A 14,522-nucleotide genomic window follows, 5' to 3' on the forward strand; every position below is an offset into this window, starting at 1 on the left:
TTCCAAGCCCGCGCGGCGTTTGAGCGTAGGCAACGCAAAGAAGCCCGCGCGGCGTTTGAGTGAGGGCAACGCAAAGAAGCCCGCGCGGCACCTGAGCGTAGGCAACGCAACACCCTTTCCACCCGTCCATTGTCCCGCGACGGGGGGATGCGCGAGCGCCCGGACCCTGCACGGTCCGGGCGCTCGTTGTTTCAGGGGGTCAGTAGCGGGCGTCCGCCGGCTTCTTGTCCTTCGGCCAGTCGTTCACCTTGGGGGCGAAGTCCGGCCGCGGCATGTGGCTGAAGTATTCGGCCACATCCACCGCCTCCTGATCGGTGAGGCCGCCCTGGCCCAGCGGGAAACCGCCGTGGAAGCCGATGGGCATGTTGCGCTTCACGAACGCCGCTGCCGTGTACGTGCGCGCCATGCCCGCGCCGATGTTGAAGGACTGGTCGCCCCAGAGCGGGGGATAGACGAAGGCGCCGGCGGCGTCCTTGATGCCCTCTCCGTTGCCGCCGTGGCAGACGGCGCACTGGGCGGCGTAGACCTTGGCACCGTTCTCGGTGTCCGGCTTGATCTGCTGGCTGATCTTGCCGACGCCCCGGCCCTCCACCTTGTCCTCGGGCTTGGTCTCCCGCTTCATCCAGTCGAAATAGGCGACCATGGCCTTCATGTCGTCGCCGTCCTTGGCGAGCGGCTTGCCGTTCATGGAGCGCAGGAAGCAGCCGTTGATGCGGTCTTCCAGCGTGATCTCCCGCCCGGCCCGCGGCGCGTAGCTGGGGAAGAAGGCGGAGACGCCCACATAAGGCGAGCCGTCGGCCACCGTGCCGGCATTGAGGTGGCAGCTGGAGCAGTTCAGCACGTTGCCCACGTTCTTCGGCAGCAACGTGTGCGTCTCGGTGTTGAGGCGCATGCCGCGCACCAGCTGGGTGGCGTTGGGCTCATTGAGCACGTCGGCGATGCGGGGCGTGTCGAAGGGCCGGGTGTCCACCTTCGGGTCGAGGGTGGCGCGCGCCGCCTTCACCTCGCCGGCCGTCACCGGCGCCGCCCCGCCGCCCCAGCTGGCGCGGACGAAGGAGAGGATGTCGGCGATCTCGTCGTCGCCCAGCCGGGCGAAGCCGGGCATGGTGAAGACGCGGGCATGGGCCTGCGTCTGCGCCGTCGCCCAGCCGGTCAGGGTGATGTGGACGAGCGTCGAGGGGTCCTTGGCCGCGACGGTCGGATTGCCGGCAAGCGGCGGGAACACCTTGGCGACGCCTTCCCCGTTCAAACGATGGCAGTCGGCGCAGAACTGGGCGTAGGCGAGCCCGCCCCGGCTGGTGAACATGGCGGCGGGAACCGCCGAGGCCACGCCCGTGTCCGGCGTCGCCGGGCGCGGTGCGCGCGGCTGGTCGGTGGGCAGACCGCCGAGATAGGTGGCGATGGCCACAAGATCAGGGTCGGTGAAGTTCTGGGTGGAGTTGTGGATCACCTCGGTCATGGAGCCGGAGACGGTGCCGAAGCGATTCTGACCGGTCTTCAGCAGCTCCACTGTGTCATCCACGTCGCCGAGGCCGCGCAGATTGACCGCGTTCCACTCCTCCACCTTGGAGCCGGAGAGGAACTTTTCGCCGCCGCCACCCGTGTCGGCCATGGCGAGTTCCTGGAAGCCGATGCCGCGCGGCGTGTGGCAGGCGCCGCAATGGCCGAGGCCCTGCACCAGATAGGCGCCGCGGTTCCACACCTCGCCCTTGCCCGCGTCCGCGACGAAGGGGTGGCTGTCGAGGAACATCTGGTTCCAGAAGGCGAGCGTCCAGCGCTGGTTGAAGGGGAAGCCGATGCCGGACGGCCTGTTGAGGCTGTCCACCGGGGCCACGCCCTTCATGAGGTAGACGTAGAGCGCATACATGTCGTCCGGCGACATCTTCGCATAGGACGGGTACGGCATGGCCGGGTACATGTGGGTGCCATCGGCGGTCACGCCCTTGCGCATGGCGCGGTCGAAGGCGCCGAAGCTGTAGCGGCCGATGCCGGTCTTCGGATCGGGCGTGATGTTGGTGGAATAGAGCATGCCGAACGGCGTCTCCAGCCCGCGCCCGCCGGCCATGGGCTTGCCGTCCGCCGTGGTGTGGCAGGCGACGCAGTCGCCCAGCTCGGCGATGTACTTGCCACGCGCCACCAAATCCGCGTCCGCCGCCTGCGGCAGCGCGCGGCCGCCATCCTCGATGCGTGGCGGGGTGACGACCCACCAGAACACGGCCGCGCCAACCACCGCGACGCCGGCTGCGGCCGCCGCGAGCGTCTTCAATCGCGGCCTGCGCCGGATTGTCCCTTCGTCGTTCATGGAACGACCTCCTGTCATGGCCGGCGCCCCGAACGCGCACACGAACCCTTCCGGAGAAACGGCATCCCGTCCCTCCGGCGATTCGCGGCTGCTTTCGCACCGCCTTCCAAGTCCCGCGCGACGACACTACAGCCGCACCGCAGCAGGGCATTGACGCACCGCAACTGTGAAATTCCCGCCCTCGCCTTGCGGCGCCGCCACGGCCGCCTATCTGGACGGGAGAAAGGAGCGGCCGCAGGCGAACCGGGTCCGGCGCCCGGCGGCCGTCATCGACATCATGTCCGACAAGATCATCATCCCCTGCCCCCATTGCGGGCAGCTGAACCGCCTGCCCGCCGAGCGGCGCGGCGGCGGACGATGCGGTTCGTGCGGGCAGGCCCTGTTCACGGGCCATCCCGTGGCGCTCACCACGGCGGCGTTCGACCGGCAGATCGGCTCGGACGACCTGCCGGTGCTGGTGGACTTCTGGGCCGGCTGGTGCGGCCCCTGCCGCGCCATGGCCCCGGCATTCGAGGCCGCCGCCGCGGCGCTGGAGCCCCGCGTGCGGCTGGCCAAGGTGGATACGGAAGCCGAACCGCAGCTCGCCGCCCGCTTCCAGATCCGCTCGATCCCGACGCTGATCCTGTTCCGCGGCGGCCGGGAAATCGCCCGCCAGAGCGGCGCCCTCTCCGGCGGGCAGATCCGCGCCTTCGTGGAGCAGCACGCCGCCGGCCCGGCACGCTGAGCCACGGCGGAGCGCGCGGTCGGAACCGTGCTCAGTGACAGGTTCCGGCCTGATCGCGGCCGGCCGCTTTCGCCACACGAACGATGGCCTCCGCCACCACGCGGTGGAGGCTCGCCGGCACGTGATGGCCCATGCCGTCGACCAGCAGGAATTCGGCGCCGGGGATCGAAGCCGCGGTGTCGGCGCCGCAGGCCGGCGGGATCAGGGGATCGCATGCGCCGTGGATGACCAGCGCGGGCACGGCGATGTCCGCGAGCCGGGCGCGGCGGTCCCTCGCCACGACCATGGCGGCGAGCTGCCGGCCCGCGCCGCCGGGATCATGGGCGCGTCTCGCCTCCTCCAGCACGAGGCGGCCATGCGCGCCTTCGTCCACCGGATGCGCCGGACCGGCGATGCGGCGGGCGAAGGCGAGGCTGTGGGCCAGAAAGCCGGCTTCGTCGCGGGCCGGATCGGGCGCGGGGCGCATCATCATGGCCAGAACGTCCGGCTCGGCCTGGGGCAGCGCCGGATTGCCGGTGCCCGACATGATCGAGGTGAGGGACAGCACCCGTCCGGGGTGCTCGCTCGCCATGATCTGCGCGATCATGCCGCCCATGGACAGGCCGACCACATGCGCCCGCGGAATGGCCAGGGCATCGAGCAGGCCCACCGCGTCGGCCGCCATGTCGGCGAGGGTATAGGGAACGTCCGGCCGTCGCCCCGCCATCAGCGCGGCGACGAGGGCGCCGAGGTCTAGCGGCGTGTGCTGGCCGAAATGGGTCGAGCCGCCGGCATCGCGATTGTCGAAGCGGATCACGCGAAAGCCCTGCCCCGCGAGGGCCGCACAGAACGGCTCGGCCCAGCGGATCCTCTGAACGCCGAGACCGGCGACCAGCAGGATCGCTTCGCCGTCCTGCGGGCCGAAGCTGTCGAAGGCGATGTCGAGACGGTTGGCTTTCACGAGGGGCATGGCGACGTCCGGGAGAGGGCCCGCTATTAATACCCGGACGAAATTATAGTCAATATTACCCGGATCAAATTTTCGGACCGGCCTGTCCCAGCACCATCGCCAGCGTATCGGCGACACTGCGCTCAAGGGTGCCGCCCGGTCCTTCCGAGAGGGCCGGAAGCTCCAGCACGTCGCGCAGGATCCCGACCCCCATCAGCAGCGCCGCCGCCAGCGCCGCACGCTGCGTGGCGTTGGTGTCGAGATGCGCGCCCAGCGGCGTCACGAACTCCTCCATCACCGCCGTGCGCAGCACCGCCGCCGCCTTCGGGCTGGTCAGGGACCGGATCAGAATGTCCATGGGCCGGACCGTCGCGTCCGGCTCGTCTTCCGCCAGCAGATGGGCCGCCAGCATCCGGGCCGGGTCGGAACCGAGCGCGTCGAAAATCTTGTCCATCTGCACGGCGCACTTCAGCGCTTCGTGAAACAGCTGCTCCTTGGAGCCGAAGGCGCGGTGCACGTAGGCGACGTCCACGCCCGCGTCGGCGGCGATCTCGCGCAGTCCGGTCTCGTCGTAGGACTGCCGCGAGAAGCGCGCGACAGCCGCCGCCAGAATGCGCTCCCGCCCGGAGGCGGGCGCCGAGCTGTCACGGGTCTTGGTCATCACATCCGTCCTCATCCGGCCTCAAGGCGTAGGAGGTCGCGGGCATCTGGTCAACACCCGTTGACTTTCACCCGCGGCTCGCGCTACAGGGATAGCAGAACCGAGGGGCGCGAGGTTCCGGAGCGGAGATTTTCATGCCTGTGCACCGGCGCGCGCCCCCCGGACATACGTCCCCTCGAGATGAATCCCCAGGACATCGGTCCCTTGGAGATTCGCACCCTGGACACTGGCCCGCCGATTGCGCCGTAGGGCGTGGCGGCGGCGCGGTGCGCCGGGTCTTGAACAGAACGGCCTGATTTCTCATGCAATTCCCGTATCGCGCGCCGGCGGCGAACACCGGAGCGGGCGTTCGTTCGCCTGCGCGACGGCCGACGGCCGCGCTGATCTGCATCTTCGCCCTCTCGGGCCTGCTCGCCGCCTGCGACGGACAGGGAACCCCGAAGGACGCATCCCACCCCACACCGGACGCAGGGCGGCCCGCGTTCGTGGTCCGGGCCACGGCCGTCGCGGTCACGAACCGCACCACCTCCGTCTCGCTGACGGGGGATGTCGAGGCCAAGGTCCTCACCCAGCTGTCCTTCCGGGTCGGCGGGCGGGTCACGGAACGTCTGGTGGACGTGGGCGCGCACGTCGCCGCCGGCGATCTCCTGGCGCGGATCGATCCCACCGAGCAGCAGGCCGAACTCGACGCCGCCACGGCCGCCGTCTCCGCCGCCGAATCCCGGCTGCGCGTCGCCAACGCCAATTTCCAGCGGCAGTCGACGCTGCTCGCCAAGGGCTACACCACCCGCGCCGCCTACGATCAGGCGACGGAGACGGCCGGCGCGGCGGAAAGCGCGCTGGAGACCGCGCGCGCCCAGCTGGGAACGGCACGGGATGCGCTGGGCTACGCCGAGCTGCGGGCCCGCGCGGCCGGCGTCATCACCGCCCGCACCATCGAGGTGGGGCAGGTGGTGCAGCCCGCCCAGCCGGCGTTCACGCTGGCCGAGGACGACACGCGCGACGCGGTGTTCGACGTCTACGAGACCTTCTTCCACAACAGCGACACCGACCGCATCAGGGTCTCGCTCGTCTCCGATCCCAAGGTCGTCGCGGACGGGCGCGTGCGGGAAGTCTCGCCGGTCATCGATGCGACCACCGGCACCGTGCGGGTGAAGGTGGCCATCGACGCCCCGCCCGAAGCCATGCCCCTCGGCAGCCCGGTGACCGGAACCGTGATGTGGAAGGCGAAGCCGCGCATCGTCCTGCCCTGGAGCGCGCTGGCCTCCGATGGCGGAGACCCCGCGGTCTGGCGGATCGATCCGAAGACCCATGCGGTATCCCTCGCCAAGGTCGTCGTGGACGCCTTCGAGACCGGCTCCATCGTGATCTCCTCCGGCCTCGCGCCGGGCGACCTCGTGGTCGTGGACGGCGCCAAGCGCCTCAGCACCGGCCAGACCGTCGACTACACACTGGAGAGCGGCTCGTGAGACACGCCCATCTGATGCTGGTGCTCGCCGCGGCGGCCGCCCTCGCCGGCTGCGGCGAGCAGGCGGCCGCTCCCGCAGTTCCGCCGCGTCCGGTGCTGACGGCGGTGGTGCAGCCCATGTCCCGCGAAGTGCTCGAAGTGGCGGGCACCATCGAGCCGCAGGTGCAGACGGACCTCAGCTTCCGGGTGCTGGGGCGGCTGCTCGTGCGGTCGGTGAACGTGGGCGATGTGGTCGCGAAGGACCAGGTCGTCGCCGCCATCGACGACACCGCCCTGAAGCTCTCGGTGCGGTCCGCCCTCGCGGAGGTCGCCAACGCCCAGGCCCAGCTCACCAACGCCTCCGGTACGGAGGATCGCCAGCGGACCCTTCTGGAGACCGCGGCCACCAGCCGGGCGACGTTCGAGACCGCCGAGCAGGGCCGCTCGGCGGCCGAGGCGTCGCTGGCCCGCGCCCAGGCGAACCTCGTCAAGGCGCGCGAGCAGCTGGGCTACGCGCAGCTCAAGGCCGAGTTCGCCGGGGTCGTCACGGCGGTCGGCGCGGAACTGGGACAGGTGGTTTCCCCCGGGCGCAGCGTCGTCACCATCGCGCGGCCCGACATCCGCGAGGCAGTGGTGGATATCGGCGAGGACTTCATCGGCGATATCAGGATCGGATCGCCGTTCCAGGTCAGCCTCCAGCTCGACGGGGCGCCCGTCGTGACCGGCCGGGTGCGGGAGATCGCGCCCCAGGCCGACAGCGTGACCCGCACCCGCCGCGTCCGCATCACCCTCGACCATCCGCCCGCGGTGTACCGGCTCGGCTCAACCGTCGCGGCGCGTCCCGCCGACACTCTTGCCGCCGACCTGTTGATTCCGGGCTCTGCGGTGTTCACCCGCGACGGCAAGTCCTTCGTCTGGTGCGTCGCGGCGGACGGCCGGACGGTGCACGCGCAGCAGGTCACCGTGTCCGCCGCCTCCGGCGACAAGGCGCGCGTGACCTCGGGATTGGCAGCAGGAACGCGCCTCGTGACCGCGGGCGTGCACAGCCTGTCCGAGGGCCAGAAGATCCGTCTAGAGCAGGATGTCCAGCCGTGAAGTCGTTCAACCTGTCCGACTGGGCGCTCGAGCATCGCTCGCTCGTCTGGTACTTCATGCTCGCCTTCGTGCTCGCGGGCTTCCTGTCCTACCTGCAGCTCGGCCGCGAGGAGGATCCCGCCTTCACCATCAAGACCATGGTGATCCAGGCGCAATGGCCCGGCGCCTCGGCTCAGGAGATGACGCGGCAGGTCACGGACCGCATCGAGAAGAAGCTCGAGGAGCTGGAGGCGCTGGACTACACCCGCAGCCTCACCGTCCCCGGCGAGACGACGATCTTCGTCAACCTGCGCGACACCACCAAGGCCCGCGATGTGGTGCCCACCTGGCTGCAGGTGCGCAACATGGTCAACGACATCCGCGGTACCTTCCCCCAGGGGGTGACGGGGCCGCAGTTCAATGACCGGTTCGGCGACGTCTACGGCAACATCTACGCCTTCACCAGCGACGGGCTGACCCAGCGCCAGCTGCGCGACCGGGTGGAGGAGGTGCGCGCGCAGGTGCTCACCGTGCCCAACGTGGGCCGCGTGGACATCATCGGCGCACAGGACGAGGTGATCTTCCTCGAATTCTCCACCCGCAAGATGGCCGCCCTCGGCATCGACCAGCGCGCCGTCCTCACCTCGCTCCAGGCGCAGAACGCGCTGGTGCCCTCGGGCGTGCTGCAGGCCGGGCCGGAACGCATCGCGGTGCGCGTCAACGGGCAATTCACCTCCGAGGAGAGCCTCAAGGCCATCAACCTCCGGATCAACGGCCGCTTCTTCCCCTTGACCGACGTCGCCACCATCCGGCGCGGCTATGTGGACCCGCCGCAGGCGCTGTTCCGCTTCAACGGCGAGCCGGCCATCGGCCTCGCCATCGGCATGAAGGCCGGCGCCAACCTGCTTGAGTTCGGCGAGGCCCTGAAGGCGGAGATGGCGCGCATCGAGGCCGACCTGCCGGTGGGCGTCGGCGTGCATCTCGTCTCCGACCAGCCGCAGATCGTGGAGGAGGCCGTGGGCGGCTTCACCCGCGCCCTGGTGGAGGCGGTGGTGATCGTGCTCGCCATCAGCTTCGTCAGCCTCGGGTTTCGGGCGGGGCTGGTGGTGGCGATCTCGATCCCGCTGGTGCTCGCCATCACCTTCATGGTGATGGCCTATTCCGGCATCTCGCTCCAGCGCATCTCGCTCGGCGCGCTCATCATCGCCCTCGGCCTGCTGGTGGACGACGCCATGATCGCGGTGGAGATGATGGTGGCGCGGCTGGAGGCCGGCGACACGCTCAGGAAAGCCGCCACCCACGTCTACACCTCGACGGCGTTCCCCATGCTGTCGGGCACGCTGGTGACGGTGGCCGGCTTCATCCCCATCGGCCTCAACAGCTCCAACGCCGGCGAATTCACCTTCACCCTGTTCGTGGTCATCGCGGTGTCGCTTCTGGTGTCGTGGCTGGTGGCGGTGCTGTTCACACCGCTCCTGGGCGTGGCCATCCTGCCGAAGAGCCTGCCGCATCATCAGGAAGGCGGCGGCCGCTTCGCCCGTGCGTTCGCCTGGATCCTGAAGCGCGCCATGCTGTGGCGCTGGACCACCATCGGCGTGACGCTGCTCGTCTTCATCCTCTCCATCGCCGGCATGGGCCTCGTCCAGCAGCAGTTCTTCCCGTCCTCCGACCGCCGCGAGCTGATCGTCGACTGGAACGTGCCGCAGAATGCCTCCATCGCCGAGACCAACGCCCAGATGGCGCGCTTCGAGCAGGAGGTGCTGAAGGGCAATCCCGACATCGACCACTGGTCCACCTATGTGGGCACCGGCGCCCCGCGCTTCGTGCTGCCGGTGGACGTGCAGCCGGCGGACGTGGCGTTCGGCCAGACCATCATCGTCACCAAGGGGCTGGAGGAGCGCGACCGGCTGAGGGGGCAGTTCCAGGCCTATCTCGACAAGACCATGCCCGGCACCGACGCCTTCGTGCACTTCCTCGACATCGGTCCGCCGGTCGGCCGACCGGTGCAGTATCGGGTGAGCGGGCCGGACATCCAGAAGGTGCGCACCATCGCCCTCGACTTCGCCAGCGTCATGCGCGGCAATCCGCACCTCGGCAACGTGGTGTTCGACTGGATGGAGCCCGCCCGCGTCATCAAGGTGGACGTGCTCCAGGACAAGGCGCGCCAGCTGGGCGTGACCTCCGAGGACATCGCCGGCGCGCTCAACGGCGTGTTGGACGGCACGGCCATCACCCAGGTGCGGGACGACATCTATCTCGTGACCGTGCTGGGCCGCGCCAATGCGCAGGAACGCCAGTCCATCGAGACCCTGCGCGACCTTCAGCTGCCCGGCTCCGGCGGGCGCTCCGTGCCGCTCGCGGCGGTGGCGACCCTGCGCTACGAGATCGAGCAGCCCACCATCTGGCGGCGCTCGCGGCTGCCGACCATCACGGCGAAGGCCGGCATCATCGATGCGGTCCAGCCGAACACGGTGGTGGAGCAGCTGACGCCCGCCGTCGCGGCCTTCAACGCGAAGCTGCCGCCCGGCTATAGTGTCGTCATCGGCGGCGCGGTGGAGGAGAGCCAGAAGAGCCAGGCCCCCATCCTCGCGGTGATGCCGCTGATGCTGTTCATCATGGCCACCATCCTGATGATCCAGCTCCAGAGCTTCCAGCGGCTGGTGTTGGTGTTCGCCGTCGCCCCGCTGGCGCTCATCGGCGTGGTCGCCGCGCTGGTGCCGAGCGGCGCGCCGCTGGGCTTCGTCGCCATCCTCGGCGTGCTGGCGCTCATCGGCATCCTCATCCGCAACTCGGTGATCCTGATCGTCCAGATCGAGCATCTGCGGGCCGAGGGCCACCCGCCGTGGGAGGCGGTGCGGGAGGCGACGGAGCATCGCATGCGGCCCATCATGCTCACGGCGGCGGCGGCAAGCCTCGGCCTCATTCCCATCGCCCGCGAGGTGTTCTGGGGACCCATGGCCTACGCCATGATGGGCGGCATCATTGTGGGAACGGTGCTGACGCTCCTGTTCCTGCCGGCGCTCTATGTGGCCTGGTTCCGCATCCCCGCACCGAAGCCCGGGGATGGCCCGCAAGGCCCCGACGCGACCGGCGCGCACACCGGGTGAGCCGGGGGGCGGCGCATCATCGGGCCGCCGGACCGGCCGGCCCGATGCGTTGCCCCGAACCCGGATCGAACAGGTGCAGCCGCTGCGCCGGGCAATGGAAATCGAGGGGGGACCCCAGCGCGAAGCTGGCCGGCAACGTGCGCACCGAGAATGCGGCGCCGGTGTCGAGGCGCCCCACCAGAAGCACCTCGGCGCCCATGGGCTCCACCGTGTCCGGGGTGAAGCCCAGGGCCAGCCCGTCGCCGTCGGGGCGCCCGCCCGCCACATCCTCGGGACGGATGCCCACGAGCACCGGCCGTCCGTTCCCCGGGCCGTCCTTCTCCAGTTGCACCCGGCCATCGGCATCGAGCCATCCGGGAAGCAGGTTCATGGGCGGATCGCCGATCAGCTCCGCGACAGCGGTGTCGGCCGGGCGGGCGTAGATCTCCATGGGCGGTCCGAGCTGGGCCGGACGGCCCTCGTTCAGCACCAGAATGCGATCGCCGAGGCTCATCGCCTCATGCTGGTCGTGGGTCACATAGAGGCTGGTGACGCCAAGGCGGCGTTGCAGGCGCTTGATCTCGGCACGCATGGAGGTGCGCAGCCGCGCGTCGAGGCTGGACAGGGGCTCGTCGAACAGGAACAGGCGCGGCTTGCGCACCACCGCCCGGCCGATGGCCACGCGCTGGCGCTGGCCACCGGACAGCTCGCGCGGCTTGCGGCCCAGCAGCGGCGAAATGTGCAGCATCTGGGCGGCCTCCTCCACGCGCGCGGCGATCTCGGCGCGCGGCAGGCGGCGCACCTTCAGCCCATAGGCCATGTTGTCGAACACGCTCATGTGCGGATAGAGCGCATAGTGCTGGAACACCATGGCGATGTCCCGCGCGGCGGGATCGCGCGCGGTGATGTCCTCGCCATCCAGCATGATCCGGCCGGAACTCGGCTGCTCCAGACCGGCGACGAGCCGCAGAAGCGTGGACTTGCCGCAGCCCGACGCCCCGACGACCACCACCATTTCGCCCGGCGCCACATCGAGGTCGATGCCCCGCAGCACCTCGGTGCGGCCGAAGCTCTTGCGCACCTGATCGAGGACCAGCCCGGCCATCAGCGTTCGCTCTCCGTAAGGCCCTTCACGAACCACCGGAGCATGGCCAGAACCACCAGCGTGGGCGGCAGCATGGCGAGGATGGCGGTCGCCATCACCTCGTTCCAGGCGGTGCGGGATTCCGGGCCGATCATGCGCACGATCCCCACCGTGATGGTGTCGAGCCGCGGGTCGGTGGCCACCACCAGCGGCCACAGATACTGGTTCCAGCCGTAGACGAACAGGATGACGAACAGCGCCGCCATGTTGGTGCGCGACAGCGGGATCAGCACGTCCCGGAGAAACCGCCAGGGACCGGCCCCGTCCATGCGGGCGGCCTCCACCAACTCGTCCGGCACCAGCACGAAAGCCTGCCGGAACAGCAGGGTCGCCGTCGCCGATGCGGTGAGCGGCAGGACCAGGCCGGCGAAGGTGTTCACCATGCCGAAATCCGCCACCACCGCGAAGGTGGGGATGATGCGCACCTCCACCGGCAGCATGAGGGTGATGAACAGCAGCCAGAAGCACAGCATGCGGCCGGGAAAGCGGAAGAAGGCCACCGCATAGGCCGAGAGCAGCGACACCGCGATCTTGCCGGCGGCGATGGCGAGCGCCATGGCGAAGGAAAGGGCCAGCATGCGCCACACGGGCACCCCGCCGGGCGCGGGCGAAAGCAGGCGCGGGTAGATCGCGAGGCCTTCGAGGCGCGGCAGGAGGCCGATATCGCCCCGGTTGATGGCGCCGCTGTCCAGCGTCGACCCCACGAACACCAGCCAGATGGGCAACAGGAACAGGGCCGTGCCCATGAGCAGCACCGCGTGGGCGACCAGATTCCCGGCCAGCAGATTTCCCCGCAGCCGGGCGCGCAGATCCGATGCCCCCGTCATCGCCCGCCCCGCCGCCGGAGGAAGTGGAACTGCAGCGCCGTCAGCCCCATGACGAGGGCCATCAGCACCACCGACTGGGCGGCGGAGGCCCCGAGGTCCAGATTGACCACACCGTCGCGATAGACCTTCACCATCAGGGTCTGCGTCGCCCGGCCCGGTCCGCCCTGCGTCAGGGCCTCGATGGTGCCGAAGGTCTCGAAGGCGGAATAGACGAGGTTCACCACCACCAGGAATGCGAGCGTCGGCGCGAGCATGGGCAGGAGGATGGTGCGGAACCGCCGCCAGCCGCGCGCGCCGTCCATCCGCGCGGCATCGATGATGGTGCGCGGGATGGATTGGAGGCCCGCGAGGACGAAGATGAAATTGTAGCTCACCTGCCGCCACGCGGAGGCGCCGACCACGGCGATCATGGCCTGCGTGTCGTTCAGCTTGTAGTTCCAGGCGATGCCGAGATGCTTCAGGAGGCCGGCGACGCCGCCGATCTGCGGATGGAGCAGCAGCGCCCAGATCACGCCCGCGGCCGCCGGGGCGACCGCATAGGGCCAGACCAGCGCCGCCCGGTAGGCGCCCCGCCCGCGGATGTCCGCGTCGGCGAACACCGCCAGCAGGACCGCGAGGCCGAGCGCCAGCCCTGTCACCGCCCCACAGAACACCAATGTGCGCCCGATGGCGGCGAGATAGAGCGGGTCGGTGAAGAGCGCGGTGAAATTGTCGAGGCCCGCGAAGGTCTCGCTGAGGCCGAACGGATCGGCGCGCATGACGCTCGCGCGCACCGCCACCGCCGTGGGCCACAGGAACAGCAGCACGGTCAGCGCCATCTGCGGCACCAGCAGCAGCGCGGGCGTCGCCCAGCCCGGAAAGATCGTTCGCCGCTCCATGTCCGGGCCGTGCTCCGCAGGACCTATCTGGATACGGACTTCTCGAACTCGCGCAACACCTTGTTGCCGCGTGCCACGGCCGTGTCGAGGGCGGCCCCCGCGTCCTGCTTGCCCTGCAGGGCGGTCTCGAACTCTTCCTCGACGATGGCCCGGATCTCGGTCAGCCGCCCGAGGCGCAACCCCTTGGAATTGACCGTGACCTCGCCGCGGTTGAGCTGGCGGATGGGAATGTCCGCGCCCGGATTGCGGGCATAGTAGCCCTGGGCGAGCGAAAGGCCCGCGCCGCCCAGCGTGACCGGGACATAACCCGTGCGCTGGTGCCAGGACGCATCGGTGTCGGCCCGGGCGAGAAAGGCGAGGAAGCTGGCGACGGCCTTGTATTCCGCCGCCGACCGGTCGGGCGCCGTCATGGTCCACAGGCTCGCGCCGCCGATGATCGAATTGTTCGGTGTGGCCCGCACCGCCGGGTCATAGGGCAGTTGCGCCGCAGCGAAACGGAAGCGGGCGTCGCGCACCACGGCGGCGCGCAGCCCGGACGAGTTGAAGGAGATGCCGGTGTCGCCGGCCGGGAAAAGGCTGTCGCCGGCGGCGCCACGGCCGGCATAGGTGAAGGTGCCCGCCTTCGCCATTTCGAGAAGGCGGGTGATGTGGCTGCGCATGGGCGGGGAATTGAACACCAGCTCGGCGTCGAGCCCCTCGAAGCCGTTGGCCTTTGTGGCGAAGGGTACATCATGGATGGCGCCGAAGCATTCCAGATGCACCCAGGTCGGCCACGCTGTGGTCATGCCCACCTTGGCGCCGCCCTTGGACCGCAGCGCCTCGGCGGCCGTCACCACCTGCTCCCAGGTCTCCGGCGGCCGCTCGGGATCAAGGCCCGCGCGCTCGAACAGGTCCTTGTTGCACCACATGATGGGGGTCGACGAATTGAACGGCATGGAGGCCATGCGGCCATCCGGCAGGCTGTAGTAGCTGCGCACGGCCGGCATGTAGATGGCCGGATCGAGCCGGACGCCGGTCTCGTCGACGAGCTGCCAGACCTGCTTCACGGCCGCGCCGGCGGCCAGCATGGAGCCGGTGCCGACCTCGTACATCTGCACCAGATGCGGCGCCTTGCCGGCACGAAAGGCGGCGATGGCGGCGGTCATGGTCTCGGGATAGGTGCCCTTGAACACCGGTTCCACCACCACCGCCTTCTGGGCGGCGTTGAAGGCGTCGCAAAGCCGCTTCAGTTCCTCGCCGAGGGGGCCGGCCATGGCGTGCCAGAAGGTGATCTGCACGGGTGCGCCTTGCGCAAGGGCGAGGCCCGGCACCAGCGCGAGGCCGGCAGAAGCGGCGGTTCCGGCGAGCAGTTCGCGGCGATTCATCGACACCTCCTGGACGCGGACGGGCGCTAGCGCGGCGCGGTTCAATTGTGGAGAAAGGCGCGCGACCTTGCCAAGGGGGGATGACGC

Annotated in this window: 11 protein-coding genes; 4 read left to right on the forward strand and 7 right to left on the reverse strand. The window is 69.8% G+C overall.

Going from position 1 to position 14,522, the window contains the following annotated elements; all coding sequences use genetic code 11:
* Positions 1-199: 199 nt before the first annotated feature.
* Entirely contained in the window at positions 200-2,302 is a 2,103-nt protein-coding gene (locus tag ACE3QW_RS00855) for a c-type cytochrome (protein ID WP_374250055.1), read from the reverse strand.
* 277 nt (positions 2,303-2,579) lie between these two features.
* Here ACE3QW_RS00855 and trxC point away from each other — a divergent pair, with 277 nt between their 5' ends.
* Positions 2,580-3,026 (forward strand): thioredoxin TrxC, encoded by a 447-nt coding sequence (gene trxC / locus ACE3QW_RS00860; protein WP_374250056.1) that lies wholly within the window; start codon positions 2,580-2,582, stop codon positions 3,024-3,026.
* A gap of 31 nt (positions 3,027-3,057) precedes the next feature.
* On the opposite strand, the gene ACE3QW_RS00865 is transcribed toward trxC, so the two are convergent.
* Positions 3,058-3,975, reverse strand: coding sequence for an alpha/beta fold hydrolase (locus ACE3QW_RS00865; protein WP_374250057.1), 918 nt, complete (start codon positions 3,973-3,975; stop codon positions 3,058-3,060).
* 64 nt (positions 3,976-4,039) lie between these two features.
* Entirely contained in the window at positions 4,040-4,615 is a 576-nt protein-coding gene (locus tag ACE3QW_RS00870) for a TetR/AcrR family transcriptional regulator (protein WP_250167234.1), read from the reverse strand.
* A gap of 485 nt (positions 4,616-5,100) precedes the next feature.
* Here ACE3QW_RS00870 and ACE3QW_RS00875 point away from each other — a divergent pair, with 485 nt between their 5' ends.
* From ACE3QW_RS00875 to ACE3QW_RS00885, 3 genes are read left to right on the forward strand one after another with little or no spacing between them, the layout of a single operon-like run.
* Positions 5,101-6,084 (forward strand): efflux RND transporter periplasmic adaptor subunit, encoded by a 984-nt coding sequence (locus tag ACE3QW_RS00875; protein ID WP_374250059.1) that lies wholly within the window; start codon positions 5,101-5,103, stop codon positions 6,082-6,084.
* Between the two features lie 14 nt (positions 6,085-6,098).
* Positions 6,099-7,157: an efflux RND transporter periplasmic adaptor subunit gene (locus ACE3QW_RS00880; RefSeq protein ID WP_374250182.1), complete on the forward strand. Its 1,059-nt coding sequence runs from the start codon at positions 6,099-6,101 to the stop codon at positions 7,155-7,157.
* Positions 7,154-10,243, forward strand: a complete 3,090-nt coding sequence (locus ACE3QW_RS00885) for an efflux RND transporter permease subunit (RefSeq protein WP_374250060.1) — start codon at positions 7,154-7,156, stop codon at positions 10,241-10,243. Before ACE3QW_RS00880 ends, ACE3QW_RS00885 begins: the two co-directional genes overlap by 4 nt.
* 16 nt (positions 10,244-10,259) lie before the next feature.
* Here the strand turns inward: ACE3QW_RS00885 and ACE3QW_RS00890 are convergent, their stop codons facing one another.
* From ACE3QW_RS00890 to ugpB, 4 genes are read right to left on the reverse strand one after another with little or no spacing between them, the layout of a single operon-like run.
* Entirely contained in the window at positions 10,260-11,327 is a 1,068-nt protein-coding gene (locus tag ACE3QW_RS00890; RefSeq protein ID WP_374250061.1) for an ABC transporter ATP-binding protein, read from the reverse strand.
* Positions 11,327-12,193, reverse strand: a complete 867-nt coding sequence (gene ugpE / locus ACE3QW_RS00895; RefSeq protein ID WP_374250062.1) for a sn-glycerol-3-phosphate ABC transporter permease UgpE — start codon at positions 12,191-12,193, stop codon at positions 11,327-11,329. Before ugpE ends, ACE3QW_RS00890 begins: the two co-directional genes overlap by 1 nt.
* Positions 12,190-13,071 (reverse strand): ABC transporter permease subunit, encoded by an 882-nt coding sequence (locus ACE3QW_RS00900; RefSeq protein WP_250167238.1) that lies wholly within the window; start codon positions 13,069-13,071, stop codon positions 12,190-12,192. Before ACE3QW_RS00900 ends, ugpE begins: the two co-directional genes overlap by 4 nt.
* Before the next feature lie 23 nt (positions 13,072-13,094).
* A complete protein-coding gene (ugpB, locus tag ACE3QW_RS00905; RefSeq protein ID WP_374250063.1) occupies positions 13,095-14,435 on the reverse strand; it encodes a sn-glycerol-3-phosphate ABC transporter substrate-binding protein UgpB in 1,341 nt (446 codons plus the stop codon).
* Between the last annotated feature and the right edge of the window lie 87 nt (positions 14,436-14,522).

This window comes from Xanthobacter sp., assembly GCF_041911315.1.
Classification (GTDB): Bacteria; Pseudomonadota; Alphaproteobacteria; order Rhizobiales; family Xanthobacteraceae; genus Xanthobacter; species Xanthobacter aminoxidans.